Genomic DNA, 18180 nt, shown 5'->3' on the forward strand with positions numbered 1-18180 from the left:
GCGATATGCACCGCTATGTTCAGAAACTGCACCACCTGCTCCGGAGTCTGCTGCTTTTGTCCCTGATTACTGCAACGAGCGCCCAGGCGGCGGAAAAGATCGAATTGATCATCGACACCGATCCCGGTGCCGACGACGTAGTCGCCTTGCTGTTTGCGTTGGCGTCGCCTGAAGAACTGAATGTTCGTGCGCTGACCACCGTCGCTGGCAACGTGCGTCTGGACAAGACTTCGCGAAATGCACGACTGGCCCGTGAGTGGGCGGGGCGCGAGGAGGTGCCGGTTTACGCGGGCGCACCGAAGCCGTTGATGCGCACGCCAATCTATGCGGAAAACATCCATGGCAAGGAAGGTCTGTCGGGCGTCGCCGTGCACGAGCCGAAGAAGGGCCTGGCCGAAGGCAACGCGGTCAATTATCTGATCGATACCTTGAAGGCCGCCAAACCCCACAGCATCACCATCGCCATGCTGGGTCCACAGACCAACCTGGCCTTGGCGCTGATCCAGGAACCTGAAATCGTTCAGGGCATCAAGGAAGTGGTGATCATGGGGGGCGCACACTTCAACGGCGGCAACATTACCCCGGTGGCCGAGTTCAACCTGTTCGCCGACCCGCAGGCTGCGGAAGTGGTGCTCAAAAGTGGCGTGAAGCTGACTTATCTGCCGCTGGACGTGACCCACAAGATTCTCACCAGTGACGCGCGCCTGAAGCAGATCGCAGCGATCAACAACAATGCCAGCAAACTGGTGGGCGATATTCTCAATGAGTACGTCAAGGGCGACATGGAGCACTACGGTATTCCCGGTGGTCCGGTGCATGACGCAACTGTCATCGCTTACCTGCTCAAGCCTGAATTGTTCACCGGTCGTTCGGTCAACGTGGTCGTTGATAGCCGCGAAGGCCCGACCTTCGGTCAAACCATTGTCGACTGGTATGACGGCCTGAAAGCGCCGAAGAATGCGTTCTGGGTTGAGAGCGGCGATGCCCAGGGTTTCTTCGACCTGCTGACCCAGCGTCTGGCTCGTCTGAAGTAAGCCGCATGCCCGCAGGTGCTAGCCTGCGGGTTTTTACTATTTCTCGGTTTCTACTGCGCCTTTCAGCTCGGCGGGATACCTCTCGAATACCTGCTTGATGAATGAATGGGCTGCGTCAGTGCCCAGTGCCTTTACCAACAGATCGATACCAATGATTGCCAACTCTTCCGGGCTGCCCGGGCTGTAAGAGCTGTGGCCCTGCGGCCACTTGACGGTGATGTTGGCGTCGATGCTTACGGTGGTCATGATGGCGCTCGTGTAGTCGGAAAAGTCTGAGTGCCGAGTTAACCATTTTGCGCGGCGTTTGGCACTCCGACTTAGGCATGAGAAGAGGGCTATGCGACACTTGGTTTTTGACGAACTTTTCAAGGACCGCGCTGTGCAGATCGATTTGAACACGCCCGACGGCTTGACCCTTGAGGCGGTGCGCCAGTTGCTGGCTTCCGCCAGTGATGATGAGCACACGCAGTTGCGGGTGACCAAGGGCGGCATCGCCTACATTTCATCAGGCGTTGTGGGCGGCACCGATATCAGCGGCTTACTGTTTCGTCTGGAGACGTGGGCCAAGGGTTCCGGATATGTAGGATTGGTCGCGGCCAGCGACGAAGTCTGGGTCATGCAGATTTTCAATGCGCTGAAAGAAAACTGGCCGAACCCGCCCTATGATTACATCGACGTCTATTGAAGACTGTTCATATTCAGTCACGATTGAGTGATGAACCGCAGGACGATGCTCAGGCAAACTCGCGGCTCGTGCGGATTTAGGGCAGGGTGATGGCACTCACCTCGAAACCAAATGCCGGATTGGCGGTCGCAAGATCTCAGCTTAACTATTGAAAAAAGGAGGCTTCATGCCTTGGAAGTTCGCGTCATTGGGTACTTTGTTCGCTGTCACGCTGCTGGCGGGTTGCAGCAGTACGATGTCGGAATCGACGACAGACCCTGTTACGACGACTGACACTGGCCACAGCCGTTGTGAGGCTAAGGCGGCCGAATTCGCCATCGGCAAAGCGGCTTCGCCCGCACTGCTGGAGCAGGCGCGTACCCGCGCAGGTGCCCAGAACGCTCGGTTCCTGTCGCCTAACGATATGGTGACGCTGGAATACCGCTCCGATCGCCTGAACCTGAATACCGATGCCAGCCAGGTGGTGATCCGCGTCAACTGCGGCTGATCGCTTCAGGCTTTTGCTTCGCCCATAAAAAACCCCGTCACATGGACGGGGTTTTTTTAGTGCGGCTGAAAATTACTCAGCGCGGACTTGTGCAGCTTGCATACCCTTTTGGCCTTTCTCAGCCACGAAGGAAACGGTTTGGCCTTCTTTCAGGCTTTTGAAACCGTCGCTTTCGATAGCTTTGAAGTGTACGAACAGGTCGTCACCGCCACCTTGAGGAGTGATGAAGCCGAAGCCTTTTTCATCGTTGAACCATTTAACGGTGCCGGTTTGGCGATTAGACATGGTGTATCTCCAAGAAACATATATTTTCAGTAGTGCTGTGCTGCTCAGGCCAACTGGGCACACCGGGGTATCATAGTCGAAATGTTCGCTTTGGGAGCCCCCCGGACGTGCTGTTTGCCCTACAGACGCGTTCCGTTTGCTGCTTGATGTAGCTGAAAGCCCCGTTTTATAAGGCTTTCAGCCGAAGGTAAAGACGATAAAAAAACCTGTAAAACCTGCATAAATTGTACGAAAAGGCTCAAATGCATCACTTTTTATCGGCTTTGGGCCGAGGCAAAAGGACTGTTTCGTCACTTTTTAACCGGCGTATTGGCCTTGCATTTGGCTATCTGACCCAGTGCTTTCTGTTGCAATTCCGGGCTGGCCTTGTTGTCCATCAATGCCTGGATATCGCCGGCCGGATACGATTTGATCGCATCGGCACCGCAAGCGCAGTGAGCCTTCGCTGCAGCAGCACCGATTTGCGGGGTCGCTGCTTGTGTGCATTGAGCCATGTACTTATCGCGCTCGCCCTTTGGCCAATCGGCGTGGGCGGCCAGTGGCAGCAGCAGAACGATGGGGGCGACGACTGCGAACAAACGATTCAGACGCATGCTGGGATGCTCCTTGTGGGTCAATGTCTTGTTATCTGAGGGGTAAAGTGGGGTTCAAGTTCAGCACTCTGGCATAAATTGCATGATTTGCCCCAGCACAAAGCCTCGTTGCATCGACGACCGTTCATCTGTGCTAGCATGCCTCGCTCGGGCGTTTGCAGGCTCCGGATGACCTTCAGTCCCGGTGGCGGCAATAGCGCGAATAACCCTGATTTGAATCCCAGTCACTCTGGTTCGGTTTTCCGGTTGGCCGCAAGGCTCCTGCCGCTGTAAGGCAGGCGTTCGTCATTGAATGGCCTGGATCGGATCTTGTACTGGCTCATCCCAACCCACGTGACCTTTGGTAGGGGTCACCACTAGGAGAGGAGGCGCCATGCCAACTATTACTCTTCCCGACGGCAGTCAACGTTCATTCGATCACCCGGTTTCCGTAGCCGAGGTCGCCGCATCCATTGGTGCAGGTCTGGCCAAGGCCACCGTGGCCGGCAAGGTCAATGGCAAGCTGGTCGACGCCAGCGACATCATCGACAGCGATTCCACGCTGCAAATCATTACGCCAAAGGATGAAGAGGGGCTGGAGATCATTCGCCACTCTTGCGCCCACCTGGTTGGCCACGCGGTCAAGCAGCTGTACCCGACGGCCAAGATGGTCATCGGTCCGGTCATCGACGAAGGCTTCTATTACGACATCGCCTTCGAGCGTCCTTTCACCCCGGACGACCTGTCCGCGATCGAACAGCGTATGCAGCAGCTGATCGAAAAAGATTACGACGTGATCAAGAAAGTCACTCCACGCGCCGAAGTGATCGAAGTGTTCAAGGCCCGTGGCGAAGACTACAAGCTGCGCCTGGTCGAGGACATGCCGAACGAGCAGGCCATGGGTCTGTACTATCACGAAGAATACGTCGACATGTGCCGCGGTCCGCACGTGCCGAACACGCGCTTCCTGAAATCCTTCAAGCTGACCAAGTTGTCCGGCGCCTACTGGCGTGGCGATGCCAAGAACGAGCAATTGCAGCGCGTTTACGGCACCGCATGGGCAGACAAGAAGCAGCTGGCGGCTTACATCCAGCGTATCGAAGAAGCTGAAAAGCGTGATCACCGCAAGATCGGCAAGCGTCTGGGCCTGTTCCACACCCAGGAAGAGTCGCCGGGCATGGTGTTCTGGCACCCGAACGGCTGGACTTTGTATCAGGTGCTCGAGCAGTACATGCGCAAGGTTCAGCGCGACAACGGTTACCTGGAGATCAAGACGCCTCAGGTCGTTGACCGCAGCCTGTGGGAGAAATCCGGGCACTGGGCCAACTACGCCGACAACATGTTCACCACTCAGTCGGAAAACCGCGACTACGCGATCAAGCCAATGAATTGCCCTTGCCACGTGCAAGTGTTCAATCAGGGCCTGAAAAGCTACCGCGAGTTGCCGATGCGCCTGGCCGAATTCGGTGCATGCCACCGTAACGAGCCATCGGGTGCGCTGCACGGCATCATGCGTGTGCGCGCATTCACTCAGGACGACGCCCACATCTTCTGTACTGAAGAGCAGATGCAGGCGGAATCCGCCGCGTTCATCAAGCTGACCATGGACGTTTATGCCGACTTCGGCTTTAAAGACGTCGAAATGAAGCTGTCCACTCGTCCGGAAAAACGCGTGGGTTCCGACGAGCTGTGGGATCGCGCCGAAGCTGCACTGGCTGCAGCCCTTGATAGCGCTGGCTTGCCGTACGATCTGCAGCCGGGCGAGGGTGCGTTCTACGGTCCGAAGATCGAGTTCTCGCTGAAAGATTGCCTTGGCCGTGTCTGGCAGTGTGGTACCCTTCAGCTCGATTTTAACCTGCCTGTCCGTTTGGGAGCCGAATACGTCTCCGAAGACAACAGTCGCAAGCACCCGGTTATGTTGCACCGGGCGATCCTTGGCTCCTTCGAACGTTTCGTCGGAATCCTGATCGAGCACTACGAGGGTGCATTCCCTGCGTGGCTGGCTCCGACCCAGGCAGTGATCATGAATATCACTGATAAACAGGCTGATTTTGCCGCCGAGGTTGAAAAAACCCTCAATGAAAGCGGATTTCGTGCCAAGTCTGACTTGAGAAATGAAAAGATCGGCTTTAAAATCCGCGAGCATACTTTGCTCAAGGTTCCTTATCTCTTGGTTATCGGAGATCGGGAAGTCGAGATGCAGACTGTCGCTGTGCGTACTCGTGAAGGTGCTGACCTGGGCTCGATGCCCGTCGCCCAGTTCGCTGAGTTTCTCGCGCAAGCGGTTTCCCGGCGTGGTCGCCCAGATTCGGAGTAATTACTATTAAGCGTGAAATGAGACAAGATAAACGAGCTGCACCGAAAGCCCCGATCAACGAGAATATCTCGGCACGCGAGGTTCGGTTAATTGGGGCTGAAGGTGAACAGCTTGGGATTGTGTCAATTGAAGACGCGCTTCTTAAGGCTGAAGAGGCCAAACTGGATCTGGTGGAAATTTCCGCCGATGCAGTACCCCCTGTTTGCAAACTGATGGACTACGGCAAATCGATCTTCGAGAAGAAGAAGCAGGTTGCCGCGGCCAAGAAAAACCAGAAGCAAATTCAGGTTAAAGAAATCAAGTTTCGTCCAGGGACGGAGGAAGGGGATTACCAGGTAAAACTGCGCAACCTGGTACGTTTCCTGAGTGATGGGGACAGGGCCAAGGTATCCTTGCGATTCCGCGGCCGTGAGATGGCCCACCAGGAGCTGGGGATGGAACTCCTCAAGCGAGTTGAAGGTGACTTGCTCGAGTACGGTTCGGTCGAACAGCATCCTAAGATGGAAGGACGCCAGCTGATCATGGTCATCGCCCCGAAAAAGAAGAAATAATCAATAGGGCACGGCAGGCCTTCTGATTATGTTTATCAACTGAATGCGGAGTATCCGAACATGCCAAAAATGAAAACTAAAAGTGGTGCTGCTAAGCGGTTTCTGAAAACTGCTAACGGTATCAAGCACAAGCACGCTTTCAAGAGCCACATCCTGACTAAAATGTCGACCAAGCGTAAGCGTCAACTGCGCGGTAGCAGCTTGCTGGCACCGTGTGACGTGGCAAAAGTCGAGCGCATGCTGCGCCTTCGTTAATTTAGTCAAGAATAGAGGAAGTAACTCATGGCTCGTGTAAAGCGTGGCGTCATTGCCCGTAAACGTCACAAAAAAATTCTGAAACTTGCTAAAGGCTACTACGGCGCTCGCTCGCGCGTATTCCGTGTTGCCAAGCAAGCGGTAATCAAGGCAGGCCAATACGCCTACCGTGACCGTCGTCAGAAAAAACGTCAGTTCCGCGCTCTGTGGATCGCTCGTATCAACGCTGGTGCACGTATCAACGGTCTGTCCTACAGCCGTTTCATCGCCGGCCTGAAAAAAGCGTCCATTGAGATCGACCGTAAGGTTCTGGCTGATCTGGCAGTGAACGAAAAAGCGGCGTTTGCTGCGATTGTCGAGAAAGCTAAAGCCACCTTGGCTTAAGTACCCCCGACAGTCACCCGGCCTCACCTCTGTGCGGCCAGGTGTTAAACGTCATAAATAGGGGAAGAGCCTTCAAGCTCTTCCCCTATTTTGTATCTGGAGTCTGTACATGGAAAACCTGGATGCGCTCGTCTCTCAAGCACTAGAGGCTGTGCAAAGCGCTGAAGATATCAATGCCCTGGAGCAAATCCGGGTTCACTACCTTGGCAAAAAGGGCGAATTGACTCAGGTGATGAAGACCCTGGGGAATTTGCCGGCAGAAGAGCGTCCACAAGTCGGCGCCCTGATCAACGTTGCCAAGGAGCGTGTCACAGAAGTTCTCAATGCGCGCAAGGCGTTGTTTGAAGAGGCTGATCTAGCCGCCAAACTCTCCGCCGAGTCCATTGACGTGACCCTGCCTGGCCGTGGTCAGACCTCGGGTGGTCTGCATCCGGTTACCCGCACTCTGGAACGTATCGAGCAATTCTTCACCCACATCGGCTACGGCATTGCCGAAGGCCCTGAGGTCGAAGACGATTACCACAACTTCGAAGCGCTCAACATCCCAGGCCATCACCCGGCCCGGTCGATGCATGACACCTTCTATTTCAATGCCAACATGTTGCTGCGCACCCATACCTCGCCGGTACAGGTCCGCACCATGGAATCGAAACAACCACCGATCCGCATCGTCTGCCCAGGCCGTGTGTACCGTAGCGACTCCGATATCACCCACTCGCCGATGTTCCACCAGGTTGAAGGCCTGCTGGTCGATCGCGACATCAATTTCGCCGACCTCAAAGGGACCATCGAAGAGTTCCTGCGCGTGTTCTTCGAAAAAGAACTGGCCGTGCGTTTCCGCCCTTCGTATTTTCCGTTCACCGAGCCGTCCGCTGAAGTCGACATGGAATGCGTGATGTGCAGCGGTAAAGGCTGCCGTGTCTGCAAACAGACTGGCTGGCTGGAAGTGATGGGCTGCGGCATGGTTCACCCGAACGTGCTGCGCATGTCCGGGATCGACCCGGAAGAGTTTTCGGGCTTTGCCTTCGGCATGGGCGTCGAGCGTCTGGCCATGCTGCGTTACGGCGTGAACGACTTGCGTCTGTTCTTCGACAACGACTTGCGGTTCCTCGCGCAATTTCGCTAGTCGTAACGAATTCTTAGGAGAGCAGGATGAAATTCAGTGAACAATGGCTGCGTGGCTGGGTAAGCCCGCAGGTAAGTCGCGACGAGCTGGTTGCTCGTCTGTCGATGGCCGGTCTTGAGGTCGATAGCGTTACGCTGGCCGCCGGTGAATTCAATGGCGTGGTCGTGGGCGAGGTGCTGAGCACCGAGCAGCACCCGGACGCCGACAAGCTGCGCGTTTGCCAGGTCAGCAATGGCTCGGAGACCTTCCAGGTAGTATGCGGTGCACCAAACGTGCGCCCGGGCCTGAAGATCCCGTTCGCCATGATCGGTGCCGAACTGCCGGGCGACTTCAAGATCAAGAAAGCCAAGCTGCGAGGCGTTGAGTCCAACGGCATGCTGTGCTCGCAAGCCGAGCTGCAAGTCGGCGAAGGCAACGACGGCCTGATGGAGTTGCCGGCCGATGCGCCGGTCGGTCTGGACATTCGTGAGTACCTGAGCCTGGACGACGCCAGCATCGAGGTCGACCTGACCCCGAACCGCGGCGACTGCCTGTCCCTGGCCGGTCTGGCTCGTGAAGTCGGCGCACTGTATGACGTTGAAGTCACCCGTCCGGTGGTGGCTGTCGTGCCAGCCGTGCACGACGAAGTGCGTTCGATCGAGGTGCTGGCGCCAGCCGCATGCCCGCGTTACCTGGGTCGTGTGATCCGTAACGTTGACTTGTCCAGGCCGACGCCGCTGTGGATGGTCGAGCGCTTGCGTCGCGGCGACGTGCGCAGCATCGACGCTGCCGTCGACATCACCAACTACGTGATGTTGGAACTGGGTCAGCCGCTGCACGCGTTCGATCTCGCCGAAATCAATGGCGGTATTCGCGTGCGCATGGCCGAAGAAGGCGAGAAGCTGGTACTGCTCGACGGTCAGGAAGTCAGCCTGCGTAGCGATACGCTGGTAATTGCCGACCACACCCGCGCCTTGGCAATCGCCGGCGTCATGGGCGGCGAGCACAGCGGCGTCAACACCGCGACCACTCGCGACGTATTCCTTGAAAGTGCGTTTTTCGACCAGATCGCCGTCGCTGGCAAGGCCCGTTCCTATGGCCTGCACACCGATGCTTCGCACCGCTACGAGCGTGGCGTGGACTGGCAGCTGGCCCGTGAAGCCATGGAGCGCGCCACTGGCCTGCTGCTGGAAATCACTGGCGGCGAAGCTGGCCCGATCATTGAAACCGTCAGTGAGCAGCATCTGCCGTCGATTGCGCCGGTTACGCTGCGTGCGCAACGCATCACTCAGATGCTGGGCATGGAAATGGAGTCGGCCGAAGTCGAGCGTCTGCTCAGTGGCTTGGACCTGAAAATTTCTGCCGATGGGGCAGGGCAGTGGCGCGTAGAAGTGCCAAGCCATCGCTTCGACATCAGCCTGGAAGTCGATCTGATCGAAGAACTGGCTCGTCTGTACGGTTACAACCGTCTGCCGGTTCGTTACCCGCAAGCTCGCCTCGCACCGCAAGCCAAGGCTGAAGCGCGCAGCGATCTTCCTGAGCTGCGTCGCCTGTTGGTGGCTCGTGGTTATCAGGAAGCTATCACCTACAGTTTCATCGATCCGAAACAATTCGAGTTGTTTAATCCGGGTGTCGAGCCGCTGCTGCTGGCCAACCCGATCTCGAACGACATGGCAGCCATGCGCTCGTCCCTGTGGCCCGGTCTGGTCAAGGCGCTTCAGCACAACCTGAACCGTCAACAGGATCGCGTTCGTCTGTTCGAAAGCGGCCTGCGTTTTGTCGGTCAGCTGGAAGGCCTGAAGCAAGAGCCGATGCTGGCGGGAGTTGTTTGCGGTAGCCGACTGCCAGAAAGCTGGGCTCAAGGTCGCGATGTCGTGGATTTCTTCGACGTCAAAGCCGACGTGGAAGCGGTGCTGGGTTTTGCAGGTGCACTGGATTCGTTCACGTTCGTGCCGGGCAAACACCCTGCGTTGCACCCGGGTCAAACCGCGCGTATCGAACGTGAAGGTCGCCTGGTCGGTTTCGTCGGCGCTATCCACCCTGAATTATCGAAAACCCTCGGTCTCGACCGCCCGGTGTTCGTCTTCGAGCTGGTTCTGGCCGAAGTGGCATTGGGAAAAATGCCTAAATTCCAGGAGTTATCACGCTTTCCTGAAGTGCGTCGTGACTTGGCACTGATTGCGTCCACGGACGTTGCGGCCAGTGCCGTATTGGACGTAATCCGTGAAAATGCAGGCGAATGGCTCACAGACCTCAGGCTATTTGACGTGTATCAGGGTAAAGGCATTGATCCTGATAGAAAAAGCCTTGCAGTCGGCTTGACCTGGCAGCATCCATCGCGCACTCTTAACGACGATGAGGTGAATACCACGACGCAAAATATCCTCACCTCGCTCGAACAAAGGTTGAACGCCACGTTAAGGAAGTGACGTATGGGGGCTCTGACGAAAGCTGAGATGGCGGAACGTCTGTATGAAGAGCTGGGCCTGAATAAACGGGAGGCCAAGGAATTGGTCGAACTGTTTTTTGAAGAAATCAGGCACGCTCTTGAAGACAACGAACAAGTCAAATTGTCCGGTTTCGGCAATTTCGACCTTCGGGACAAACGCCAGCGGCCTGGCCGCAATCCGAAAACGGGTGAAGAAATCCCGATCACGGCTCGCCGTGTGGTCACCTTTCGTCCAGGGCAGAAGTTGAAGGCCCGAGTTGAGGCTTATGCTGGAACCAAGTCATAACGACGAGCTACCCGTCATCCCAGGCAAACGCTACTTCACCATTGGTGAAGTCAGTGAGCTGTGTGCGGTAAAACCGCACGTGCTGCGCTACTGGGAGCAGGAGTTTCCTCAACTCAACCCCGTCAAACGCCGCGGAAACCGTCGGTATTATCAGCGACAAGACGTGCTGATGATCCGGCAGATCCGCGCGCTTCTTTACGATCAAGGGTTCACAATCGGCGGCGCGCGCTTGCGTTTGTCCGGCGATGAAGCCAAAGACGACACCACTCAATACAAGCAGATGATTCGGCAGATGATTGCTGAGTTGGAAGATGTGTTGGTTGTTCTCAAGAAATAATTTCCTGCGTTTGAATACTTCCAGTTTTCAGAAGCTTGCGATATATTCTTGAGCGTTCTTCGAGGAGAGGAACGAGTTACACGCCTAGTCGGGGCGTAGCGCAGTCCGGTAGCGCACTAGCATGGGGTGCTAGGGGTCGAGTGTTCGAATCACTCCGTCCCGACCATATTTTTCAATGACTTAGCCGCCTTTTGGTGGCTTTTTCATTTCTGCCCTAGTGACTTTCCGAGTGAGCTAGGGTTTTTATTCAAGCCTGCCTCCTTTTCAGAATCGTCAGCGCTGGTGCGCGGGAATCGGTTACTGATACTTTATTTGCAGCTTCAATCAGTTGGTCCAGCTCTGCGGCTGAGTAGTGACTGGTGATGCTGCCGTTCTTGTGTCCGAGCAATGCTTTTCGATCTTCTTCGGTGACGCCTGCTGCCCGCAGCCTTCTGCCAAAGGTGTGCTTCAGGTCGTGAACCCGGATCTTGGTGAACCCTTCATGTGGCGCGCGGAGATGTTTCTCGAGCCACTTCTTGGTCGCCCTGATCCTTGCTCGCTTCCAGGCCGAGTCGTTCATTCGGTGAATCATGGTCTGATTCCCGTCCGCATCCGGCATCCCGAAAGGGAAAACGAAATGCTTATGCTGGCCGCGCTGATTTTCGATGATCGACTTGGCCACACTGTTTAAGATCACTAAGCGTTCGTCCCGGTTCTTCACACCGGACCGTTCGCTCCTGCCTCCAAAGCTAGCTGGGATCAGAAACACGCTTGTTCCCAGTTCCGGTACCGCAATCTCCCAATCCCATTGAAGTTTGCACACCTCCTGCTCCCGGCAGCCGGTGTTGACCTTGAACATCGCCATGATCTGCAAATGCGCTGGAAGCTCAGAGAACAGAATCGATTGCTCTTCCCACGAGAGCGGGTAGGGCTTGCGACTGGTCGTCTTTTCATCCAGCAGCGAGATCATCGGCACGGTATCAAGCCACGGTCTGCGCTCATCATCTCGCCACTTCCTGGCACACAGGTTTAAAACCCGAATGACCCGCTGAAGGGCGATGTTTACCGTCCTATTCGTGACCGGCCTTTTCCCGTCCTTGGGGTTCAGCTTCGATTTGATGTACGGGGCCAGGGCCGCGTCATCTACATAGGTGACCGGCATGTCCCCAATGAAGGGATCGAGCTGAGCCATGTACGTCGCTGAAATGTGGATTGAAGCCTGGTCCTTCACTTCCAGCAGGAACTTGATGGAAGCCTCCCGCCAAGTCCTGACCTGCTTTACCCCGTAGACCTTTTGTTGCCGCAGGTTTTCGAGCAGGTGAATCAGGAATTGCTCCGCTTCCGCCCGGTCACGAGTGCCAGTACTCGCTTGAATTCGTTCTCCTCGGTAGATTTTGTCGATTTTCCAGATGCCGCTCGGCATTTGCTGGAGGCCTGAGATTGCTTTTTGGGCCATGGCGTTTCTCCTTTTGCTCCGCCACGGCGCTCGCTGCGAGGCTGATTGTTGTCTTGATTAGCTGCCTTTTCAATCGACTTGCGCGCGACGTAGGCGTCCGCCCACTCGTCCAACTCATGCCGGTCGAAGGCGACGCCTTGTTTTCCAATGGGAAATTCACGGATGTGCGGGCGTACCTCGGCGTCAAATACCGCACGACACATGCCCAGGTACGCCGGCGCTTGTTTGGCCCGGATGAAACGGGGGAGGAGCGCGAGATCTGCGGTCATTTCTTCATCGCTCCCGAGCGACGCGGCCGACGGCCTCGGCGTCCATTTTCACTTTGACTTGGCTTTGACGAGTAGGGAATGCCTCTCCCTCCCACCTTCCTGGCGTGCCGCGTATTGCTCCATGGTGTTCGTACCGGCGGGGTTTCTTGCTGGCGAAGAGCTTCTCGCAGGCCTCAAACAGTGCCTGTTCCCCCTCAATGGCTATCAGGTCTTGGCCTGCCATCGAACCAACCTGAATCCAGCCCGACTTGTCGCGCCCATAGTGTTCAGTCTTGAACAGCCGGTAACGGTTCCTGTGCCCGGTGTTGGGCGACGAGCTCTCTGTGTTCAGGAAGAAGTGGGCGCCGCCTTGGCGCACTTGCAGGACAGTCTTAGCCATTGCGCACCTCTGTTTCAGGCACCGAGCGAAGGCTCAGCAGTTTAATGCCGCAGGCCTTGGCCAATGCTTGGAGATCTCGCACGGTGGTCTGGTCGCGTTTCATCGCCATGCCCAGGTCTATAAGGCGCTGGCCGAACTCCGCGAACTCGCTTGATTGGGTCGGTGCTTGAGTGGTCACTACATGTCCTCTCGGTTAATGGCTGCCTACAAGGCAGTTTCTCCAAGGCGAGCAAAGGCCCGCCGCATTGTTGGCTTTCGCAAAATGGTGATGGCTCTGGGTTCGCCATAAGGCAAAGGAGAAGTAATGTGAATTTAGCAAGCGCTAAATAATTCGTCAATACAAATTGCTAAATGATATTTTGCTAATGCGTTGAGAGAGCGGCAGATGCGACGCGGTGCTGCTCGTAGTGGCGATTTAATGGTGCTAAATTTCGCTTCGGTAAGAACTAGCTAAGCCAGAAGAGGCCTTTCTAGGCTAGACCGACATCAGCCGAGCACAAATTGGGACATCAAGTGGAATTGAAGATGTGCACGCGTCAAATTGCCAGTCTATTGCTGGCGACGTTTCTCTCGGGTTGTAGCAGTGCCCCAAAGGAAAAGACTGAATTTGAGAAGCAGCTAGACGCGGCGCCGATGCCCACCACTGAGGCTGATCGGTTAAATCAATGCAAAAATCTCAGCGACCTGCTTTATTTTGAATTACAGGATATTGCCGGCTTAAATGGATTTTCTTCTGCTTTCAAGCCTCATGACCCTTCGAAATCCTTAGCACTTAGACGGCGCATGGATTCGATAAACTGCACCAAAGCAGAAAGGCGAAACTGGCTCCAACGATTGCAGCCTTAGCAGAATAGATGGCTGGTTACGCTGATGAGGTGAAGGCGGGAAGCATGGTTTGGGGCTAGGCTCAGTTACCCCGGTCGGAGTGGTACTTCAAATGGATTGAGCTTTTCGACGAGAACTGTCGGTTTGTGGAATTGAGGGTTTTTGAGCAGCATTGCAAGGAGTGCGAAATGCCAGTAGTAGCCGTATTGAACGACGAGTCGGACCTAGGTGAAATTCTTGGAGCATTGAAGGCTTATGGCGTAGTGCTGGCTAACCACTTCACCCGCCCCGGAGCATCGGACCTAACGCGCGAGCTCAGAATTGCATTGGGTCCGAGGACTGACGAGAATCAGCTTGTTTGCCATGATCTGCCTCTGCCAATAGATGGCGATCCGTGTTGGACCAGCGTATTAGTCCTTCCTCCTCGATATCACTTTCAATACCGAGAAACTATTGCCTTGGCTACAAGAGCGCTGATCGCCGCACATGAATCGAAGGAAAAGAGCGTTTTTCTCTACCATGAACCGTAGACACTACCGGGACGTGGAAAGCGTAAAGTCGGGAAGGATTGCGTGGGGTAAGATCGTGCAGTCCGCGATCTTGGCCGTGTGATCTGGCGGGCGATGTAATCGCGCAACAATTGACAGAGCGATGCCTTGCCGAAGGGTTTCTGAATGCCGAAGACAAAGCCGCAAAGTAGAGCTGCAGCGACTGCTACTGAAATTGAGCACGCCATCCAAGCCCTGAACAAAATGGCTGAGCGCCTTTGGGGAGATGGTCGAGAGACCGAGGCGAAAGCCCTCCTTGATGCCTTGGATTCTCTAAACCGGGCGCTCGATCGGATCAGGATTGGAGAGAGCCGCAAGGTTCTTCATTGACGACCGCCATGGACTCGATGATCGGCTGACTGCTTACGCTGATAAGGTGAGGCGGGAAGGATTGTGTGGTGCCAGGTTAATTCGTGCCGGGAAGCACTGATTGCCTGATGCGGAATGGTTGTAGCTAGCCGCCTGGTGGCTTTATGCCTCTGCTTTGCGTATTATCGCGCGACTTTTGAGCTTGCACTGCTATATATCTTAGATGAAGCTCGATGCCTAAGGATTGGGAATGTTTCGAAAAGTTTACGCCATCCGGTTTGACAAGCCTGCAGGTAACGGCAGAAATCGCGCATGTTTTATAACCTGCTCAGATCTGGCTGGCGAGCGCTCTGAAGCTATCGTGAAATTCAGTTCTGGGTGTGAAAGCGGTGTTGGGGCGCTGATTCGTGAAGCACTGTCATCGTTTTTTGCCGCAGATTTGGGTCTCCACATTCCCGAGCCCTTACTGGTTGAAGTGCCGACTCAATTTACCGCAGGTCCTGCGTTCCCCGAGCATAGCGCCTTCATATCCACAAGCTCTAGGTACGCGTTTGGGTCTACAAAGCTCGCTGCAGGTTATCAGATCGTGTCACCTGCCCATCCCGTTCATGGCCCTATGATCCAAAGGGCAGCGGAAATTTTCGTGTTTGATACATTTACTGCCAATTATGATCGTGGTCCGCAAAATCCAAACTGCCTAACGCAAGGAGATTTTGTTTCAATCATTGATCACGAGCTAGCCTTCCTGATGGGGTCCATTCTCTTCTGGAAAAGCCCCTGGGCTGTAGGTGGCGGGGAAGCGCTTAGCAATGTGGATAAGCACGTTTTTTGGATCCACGTTCGGAAACAAAAGATCGATTTCGAGAGAATGAAAAGCTGCCTACTGATGATTGATGATGCTAGGCTGGATTCATATTTGGCAGCACTCCCGGACGAGTGGCTGGCTGGACAAGGGAACGTTATTGCCTCTGATATTGTCTCCTACATTCGAGACCTCAGAGAAAATAGCACTGAGGCTTTTAACGAAGTTGTGAGGGTGCTTTCATGATCAACTTCCAGAATTATGAATTTTCGGTTTTGCGGTATGTACACGACACCCTAACCGGAGAGTTTGTAAACGTTGGCGTTGTTATATATTGCGAAAAAGAGAAATGGATTTCAGCGCAATGCAGAAACACCTACGCACGAGTCTCGGCCGTTTTCCCGAATTTGAATAGCTCTCACTTTCGAAAAATGATGAAATTCGTGCAGACAGAGTTTTGCAGAACAAATCAGTCTCTAAATACAGAGCTACAATTTTCTGAGATAAAGTCTTTGCAGACTTTATTGCATAAGGTTTTGCCTAAAGATGACAGCTCAATGCAATGGTCACCGATTTCTGCCGGGCTTTCTCTCAATCTAGAGGCGGAACTGACTTTGTTATATGAGCGGTATGTTAGCCATTACGACATTAAGGTGGCGCGCGATAGACGCACGGAACAAGATATATGGAAAGACTTCAAGAAGACGCTTGAACAATTCAGTCTTGCAGAAGAGTTTCAATCTAAGCGAATATCAGTCAAGGACGACGAAATAGAGTTTCAACACTCTTGGAAAAATGGTATTTGGCATTGTATAGAGCCAATTTCTTTTGATCTTACTGATGGCGACTATTTCAAGGATAAAGCCCACCGGTGGCTTGGCCAGTTATCAAGTATCCAAGACTCGGCAGATGAGTTTAAAGTTTACTTGTTGGTTAGTCCCCCTACTGAAGTTGAGCTACAGCCAGCTTTCCACAAAGCGTTAAGTATTTTAAGAAAAATCCCTGTGGCAAGTGAAATCTACCTAGAGCAAGAGGCACCTAAGCTTGCCGAAGAGATTCAGAAGAAAATGGAAACCCATGCAAACTCATTGCACTGATCAATAAATGCCCGGCTTAGCGCCGGGTTTTTTCGTATCTGACTTGCAACTCGAAAGGCGCCATCTACACTGGCTTCAGCTGAAGGATCAGCACCCAGCGTGAAAAAAACAGCCCGCCCTGTGCGGGCTTTTCTTTGCCTGCGATTCCAGGGATGCGCCAGCTTTTATCCTGGGCTACGCTTGCCACTCCCTCGAATGGAATCGAAGCCATGCCTACCCCCGAATACTCTCTTCCTGATGTCCTTGAGCGCATGTATCACAACCAGCTCGCCATTGAAGCCGCCTTGATGGAGCTGACCCTGATGGTCGAGAGCCAAGGTCATGTCGATGTAGGTGATAACGTCCGCGGAGCCCTAGAGGCAATTGGTGAGAACGCCGGGCACATTAAGCAGGGGCTGGCCAAGCTCAAGCTTCAGCGCTGATCTGTGTTGCCAGGGGGAGGGCGGCGGCGATCTCTTCCATCGTCGCCATGTCTCGCTCAAAGTAGGCTGCGCCGGCGTGTGTTATCGCGAGCTGATGGTCTCCAATTTCGACGACGTCCACCAAAGCAAAGAGTGAGATCAGGTCTAGCCCTTCGGCTCTACCAATATCGGTCTCCCACGAGTCATTTCCATCTTTCAACATATCGGCAAAGTCTTTGGCCTCTTCGTGCGTGCCGAAGAGTTCGAGCATTTCTGTCGACCAAGTTTTACTGCGGTCGCGATACGCAATCGTCTCTGGGGATCCTTGACCCCCGAGATAAAAGGCATGCCTGTTTGCGAGAGCTTGCGCGTCCGGATGGTTGGGGCCGCGCCGAATTATCCAGGCACCGTTAGGGCCCTTCGCGCTGATATGTGGGATCAGTACGTACTGCTTGATCGTTGGTTCACTATCGAAAAGGTTGTAAGGCAGGGACGGGCGGCCCAGGCGTAAAGCTGTAGCGCCGCATCCAAGTCTCCCGCGATTGCTCTCGAATGTGTTCCAGACGCCAAGAGGGTTGAGCCTGTCCATCAATCGAATCATCGCCGGTACCAGGATCTGCGACTTTTTGCCCATGTAGTGCGCGACTCGAATGAGCTTTCTGTCTCGCTCGCTGATTTCTTGCGTGGGTACCGGCTCAAGGTCCGCCGCGGCGAACTCTACGAATTCCCATTCAAGGACGCCTTCTTTTTCTAGCGCGGCTAACGCCTTCAAACCCTCCGGCTCCATGTACAACTGTTCCGGTCGTAATGGGATCGAGTCCGTCTCGCGCGCCGCGCGGCTGGCGCTAGGGACCGGCTTAATTGAATCGATCGCCGCTCTCCAATCGCAGTCAGGCTCGGTCCAGATCGCGATTGCGTCAGGGAATACCACACCCGACGTGCTGCTCTCTGGTTTTCCGAAGTAATAGCTAACGTATGGAAGGGCGCCGAAGAAAGTCTTCGTTATTCTCCTGGGCGCAGGGTGGGGGCCTTCAACGAGTCGATACTCGAGGACGAGATCTATGTCACCACAGATCAGTGCGCCGCGGGCATACGAGCCGACCACCCATAGCGAAGTGATCTCGACCTCGGACGTAACTGCTTTGTTGAAGAAATCTTTATGGGCGATGGTGCGGGTCGAAGCCTCGTCGAGCTTCTGGCAGATCCGCTCCAGTTTCTTGGTGAATGACTCGCGGGGATAGCGCTTTTCGAGTGCGGCCATGCTCTTGTCTCTTCACGCGGAGTGAGGAGATCGAACGTATCATTTCAGGCGGCTAAATCACCATTAGCAGTGAGTACAGTGATGGTCTCCGTCGTGCATAAAAAGCC

General features: G+C 54.7%; 24 protein-coding genes and 1 tRNA gene. 17 read left to right on the top strand and 8 right to left on the bottom strand.

Annotated elements, in window-relative coordinates:
• The first annotated feature begins 5 nt into the window (after positions 1-5).
• The gene (locus EYC95_RS06185; RefSeq protein WP_131059565.1) at positions 6-1034 is read left to right on the top strand and encodes a nucleoside hydrolase; all 1029 of its coding nucleotides are present in this window, start codon (positions 6-8) and stop codon (positions 1032-1034) included.
• 36 nt (positions 1035-1070) lie between these two features.
• On the opposite strand, the gene EYC95_RS06190 is transcribed toward EYC95_RS06185, so the two are convergent.
• Complete coding sequence (locus EYC95_RS06190; RefSeq protein WP_131059566.1) at positions 1071-1280, bottom strand: hypothetical protein; 210 nt, start codon at positions 1278-1280, stop codon at positions 1071-1073.
• 133 nt (positions 1281-1413) lie between these two features.
• Between EYC95_RS06190 and EYC95_RS06195 the strand changes: the two genes are divergently transcribed.
• Together EYC95_RS06195 and EYC95_RS06200 are read left to right on the top strand one after the other, a co-directional pair.
• On the top strand, positions 1414-1719 hold the full coding sequence (locus EYC95_RS06195) for a hypothetical protein (protein WP_131059567.1): 306 nt from the start codon (positions 1414-1416) through the stop codon (positions 1717-1719).
• 166 nt (positions 1720-1885) lie between these two features.
• Positions 1886-2206, top strand: coding sequence for an I78 family peptidase inhibitor (locus tag EYC95_RS06200; RefSeq protein WP_131059568.1), 321 nt, complete (start codon positions 1886-1888; stop codon positions 2204-2206).
• Between the two features lie 72 nt (positions 2207-2278).
• On the opposite strand, the gene EYC95_RS06205 is transcribed toward EYC95_RS06200, so the two are convergent.
• Positions 2279-2491 carry a cold-shock protein gene (locus EYC95_RS06205; RefSeq protein ID WP_007905882.1) on the bottom strand — a complete coding sequence of 71 codons (213 nt, stop codon included), beginning with the start codon at positions 2489-2491 and terminating at the stop codon, positions 2279-2281.
• Between the two features lie 290 nt (positions 2492-2781).
• A complete protein-coding gene (locus EYC95_RS06210) occupies positions 2782-3084 on the bottom strand; it encodes a hypothetical protein (protein WP_131059569.1) in 303 nt (100 codons plus the stop codon).
• 373 nt (positions 3085-3457) lie between these two features.
• Here EYC95_RS06210 and thrS point away from each other — a divergent pair, with 373 nt between their 5' ends.
• The 9 genes from thrS (at position 3458) to EYC95_RS06255 (ending at position 10913) form a co-directional block, all read left to right on the top strand.
• A complete protein-coding gene (thrS, locus tag EYC95_RS06215; RefSeq protein WP_131059570.1) occupies positions 3458-5380 on the top strand; it encodes a threonine--tRNA ligase in 1923 nt (640 codons plus the stop codon).
• Positions 5380-5931 (top strand): translation initiation factor IF-3, encoded by a 552-nt coding sequence (gene infC / locus EYC95_RS06220; protein ID WP_176469887.1) that lies wholly within the window; start codon positions 5380-5382, stop codon positions 5929-5931. The genes thrS and infC overlap by 1 nt, the downstream gene beginning before the upstream one ends.
• Positions 5932-5991: 60 nt before the next feature.
• Positions 5992-6186, top strand: coding sequence for a 50S ribosomal protein L35 (gene rpmI, locus EYC95_RS06225; RefSeq protein ID WP_008145659.1), 195 nt, complete (start codon positions 5992-5994; stop codon positions 6184-6186).
• 27 nt (positions 6187-6213) lie between these two features.
• Complete coding sequence (rplT, locus tag EYC95_RS06230) at positions 6214-6570, top strand: 50S ribosomal protein L20 (protein WP_007905879.1); 357 nt, start codon at positions 6214-6216, stop codon at positions 6568-6570.
• A 109-nt stretch (positions 6571-6679) separates the two neighbouring features.
• Positions 6680-7696 (top strand): phenylalanine--tRNA ligase subunit alpha, encoded by a 1017-nt coding sequence (pheS, locus tag EYC95_RS06235; RefSeq protein WP_007905876.1) that lies wholly within the window; start codon positions 6680-6682, stop codon positions 7694-7696.
• A gap of 26 nt (positions 7697-7722) precedes the next feature.
• Entirely contained in the window at positions 7723-10104 is a 2382-nt protein-coding gene (gene pheT, locus EYC95_RS06240; RefSeq protein ID WP_131059571.1) for a phenylalanine--tRNA ligase subunit beta, read from the top strand.
• Positions 10105-10107: 3 nt separating this feature from the next.
• Positions 10108-10410 carry an integration host factor subunit alpha gene (gene ihfA, locus EYC95_RS06245; protein ID WP_002553164.1) on the top strand — a complete coding sequence of 101 codons (303 nt, stop codon included), beginning with the start codon at positions 10108-10110 and terminating at the stop codon, positions 10408-10410.
• Positions 10391-10747, top strand: coding sequence for a MerR family transcriptional regulator (locus EYC95_RS06250; protein WP_003179985.1), 357 nt, complete (start codon positions 10391-10393; stop codon positions 10745-10747). The genes ihfA and EYC95_RS06250 overlap by 20 nt, the downstream gene beginning before the upstream one ends.
• Before the next feature lie 89 nt (positions 10748-10836).
• Positions 10837-10913 (top strand) — tRNA-Pro (locus tag EYC95_RS06255).
• An 81-nt stretch (positions 10914-10994) separates the two neighbouring features.
• Here the strand turns inward: EYC95_RS06255 and EYC95_RS06260 are convergent.
• Genes EYC95_RS06260 through EYC95_RS06270 form a run of 4 tightly spaced genes read right to left on the bottom strand, consistent with a single transcriptional unit; the run spans position 10995 to position 13008 of the window.
• Positions 10995-12149 carry a tyrosine-type recombinase/integrase gene (locus EYC95_RS06260; RefSeq protein WP_256656911.1) on the bottom strand — a complete coding sequence of 385 codons (1155 nt, stop codon included), beginning with the start codon at positions 12147-12149 and terminating at the stop codon, positions 10995-10997.
• Positions 12050-12451 carry a hypothetical protein gene (locus tag EYC95_RS30485; RefSeq protein ID WP_256656907.1) on the bottom strand — a complete coding sequence of 134 codons (402 nt, stop codon included), beginning with the start codon at positions 12449-12451 and terminating at the stop codon, positions 12050-12052. Before EYC95_RS30485 ends, EYC95_RS06260 begins: the two co-directional genes overlap by 100 nt.
• Positions 12452-12455: 4 nt before the next feature.
• On the bottom strand, positions 12456-12830 hold the full coding sequence (locus EYC95_RS06265; protein WP_131059573.1) for a hypothetical protein: 375 nt from the start codon (positions 12828-12830) through the stop codon (positions 12456-12458).
• Positions 12823-13008: a hypothetical protein gene (locus EYC95_RS06270; protein ID WP_131059574.1), complete on the bottom strand. Its 186-nt coding sequence runs from the start codon at positions 13006-13008 to the stop codon at positions 12823-12825. The genes EYC95_RS06265 and EYC95_RS06270 overlap by 8 nt, the downstream gene beginning before the upstream one ends.
• Positions 13009-13843: 835 nt before the next feature.
• On the opposite strand from EYC95_RS06270, the gene EYC95_RS06280 reads away from it, so the two are divergent.
• The 5 genes from EYC95_RS06280 (at position 13844) to EYC95_RS06300 (ending at position 16833) form a co-directional block, all read left to right on the top strand.
• Positions 13844-14185, top strand: coding sequence for a hypothetical protein (locus EYC95_RS06280; protein ID WP_131059576.1), 342 nt, complete (start codon positions 13844-13846; stop codon positions 14183-14185).
• A gap of 144 nt (positions 14186-14329) precedes the next feature.
• Positions 14330-14533, top strand: coding sequence for a hypothetical protein (locus EYC95_RS06285; RefSeq protein WP_131059577.1), 204 nt, complete (start codon positions 14330-14332; stop codon positions 14531-14533).
• 229 nt (positions 14534-14762) lie between these two features.
• A complete protein-coding gene (locus EYC95_RS06290; RefSeq protein ID WP_131059578.1) occupies positions 14763-15560 on the top strand; it encodes a HipA family kinase in 798 nt (265 codons plus the stop codon).
• Positions 15557-16411, top strand: coding sequence for a DUF3037 domain-containing protein (locus tag EYC95_RS06295; RefSeq protein WP_131059579.1), 855 nt, complete (start codon positions 15557-15559; stop codon positions 16409-16411). The genes EYC95_RS06290 and EYC95_RS06295 overlap by 4 nt, the downstream gene beginning before the upstream one ends.
• Positions 16412-16620: 209 nt before the next feature.
• The gene (locus EYC95_RS06300; RefSeq protein WP_131059580.1) at positions 16621-16833 is read left to right on the top strand and encodes a hypothetical protein; all 213 of its coding nucleotides are present in this window, start codon (positions 16621-16623) and stop codon (positions 16831-16833) included.
• On the opposite strand, the gene EYC95_RS06305 is transcribed toward EYC95_RS06300, so the two are convergent.
• The gene (locus tag EYC95_RS06305; RefSeq protein ID WP_131059581.1) at positions 16817-18073 is read right to left on the bottom strand and encodes a hypothetical protein; all 1257 of its coding nucleotides are present in this window, start codon (positions 18071-18073) and stop codon (positions 16817-16819) included. The two genes, EYC95_RS06300 and EYC95_RS06305, sit on opposite strands and share 17 nt — an antisense overlap.
• Positions 18074-18180: the final 107 nt, after the last annotated feature.

Origin of the sequence: Pseudomonas sp. BGI-2, from assembly GCF_004310295.1 — a bacterium.
GTDB lineage: Bacteria > Pseudomonadota > Gammaproteobacteria > Pseudomonadales > Pseudomonadaceae > Aquipseudomonas.

Coding starts and splice junctions, on each gene's coding strand:
- EYC95_RS06185 (WP_131059565.1), top strand. CDS start 6: ATGCACCGCTATGTTCAGAAACTGCACCACCTGCTCCGGAGTCTGCTG.
- EYC95_RS06190 (WP_131059566.1), bottom strand. CDS start 1,280: ATGACCACCGTAAGCATCGACGCCAACATCACCGTCAAGTGGCCGCAG.
- EYC95_RS06200 (WP_131059568.1), top strand. CDS start 1,886: ATGCCTTGGAAGTTCGCGTCATTGGGTACTTTGTTCGCTGTCACGCTG.
- EYC95_RS06205 (WP_007905882.1), bottom strand. CDS start 2,491: ATGTCTAATCGCCAAACCGGCACCGTTAAATGGTTCAACGATGAAAAA.
- EYC95_RS06210 (WP_131059569.1), bottom strand. CDS start 3,084: ATGCGTCTGAATCGTTTGTTCGCAGTCGTCGCCCCCATCGTTCTGCTG.
- thrS (WP_131059570.1), top strand. CDS start 3,458: ATGCCAACTATTACTCTTCCCGACGGCAGTCAACGTTCATTCGATCAC.
- rpmI (WP_008145659.1), top strand. CDS start 5,992: ATGCCAAAAATGAAAACTAAAAGTGGTGCTGCTAAGCGGTTTCTGAAA.
- rplT (WP_007905879.1), top strand. CDS start 6,214: ATGGCTCGTGTAAAGCGTGGCGTCATTGCCCGTAAACGTCACAAAAAA.
- pheS (WP_007905876.1), top strand. CDS start 6,680: ATGGAAAACCTGGATGCGCTCGTCTCTCAAGCACTAGAGGCTGTGCAA.
- pheT (WP_131059571.1), top strand. CDS start 7,723: ATGAAATTCAGTGAACAATGGCTGCGTGGCTGGGTAAGCCCGCAGGTA.
- ihfA (WP_002553164.1), top strand. CDS start 10,108: ATGGGGGCTCTGACGAAAGCTGAGATGGCGGAACGTCTGTATGAAGAG.
- EYC95_RS06250 (WP_003179985.1), top strand. CDS start 10,391: ATGCTGGAACCAAGTCATAACGACGAGCTACCCGTCATCCCAGGCAAA.
- EYC95_RS06260 (WP_256656911.1), bottom strand. CDS start 12,149: ATGCCGAGCGGCATCTGGAAAATCGACAAAATCTACCGAGGAGAACGA.
- EYC95_RS30485 (WP_256656907.1), bottom strand. CDS start 12,451: ATGACCGCAGATCTCGCGCTCCTCCCCCGTTTCATCCGGGCCAAACAA.
- EYC95_RS06265 (WP_131059573.1), bottom strand. CDS start 12,830: ATGGCTAAGACTGTCCTGCAAGTGCGCCAAGGCGGCGCCCACTTCTTC.
- EYC95_RS06280 (WP_131059576.1), top strand. CDS start 13,844: ATGCCAGTAGTAGCCGTATTGAACGACGAGTCGGACCTAGGTGAAATT.
- EYC95_RS06285 (WP_131059577.1), top strand. CDS start 14,330: ATGCCGAAGACAAAGCCGCAAAGTAGAGCTGCAGCGACTGCTACTGAA.
- EYC95_RS06290 (WP_131059578.1), top strand. CDS start 14,763: ATGTTTCGAAAAGTTTACGCCATCCGGTTTGACAAGCCTGCAGGTAAC.
- EYC95_RS06295 (WP_131059579.1), top strand. CDS start 15,557: ATGATCAACTTCCAGAATTATGAATTTTCGGTTTTGCGGTATGTACAC.
- EYC95_RS06300 (WP_131059580.1), top strand. CDS start 16,621: ATGCCTACCCCCGAATACTCTCTTCCTGATGTCCTTGAGCGCATGTAT.
- EYC95_RS06305 (WP_131059581.1), bottom strand. CDS start 18,073: ATGGCCGCACTCGAAAAGCGCTATCCCCGCGAGTCATTCACCAAGAAA.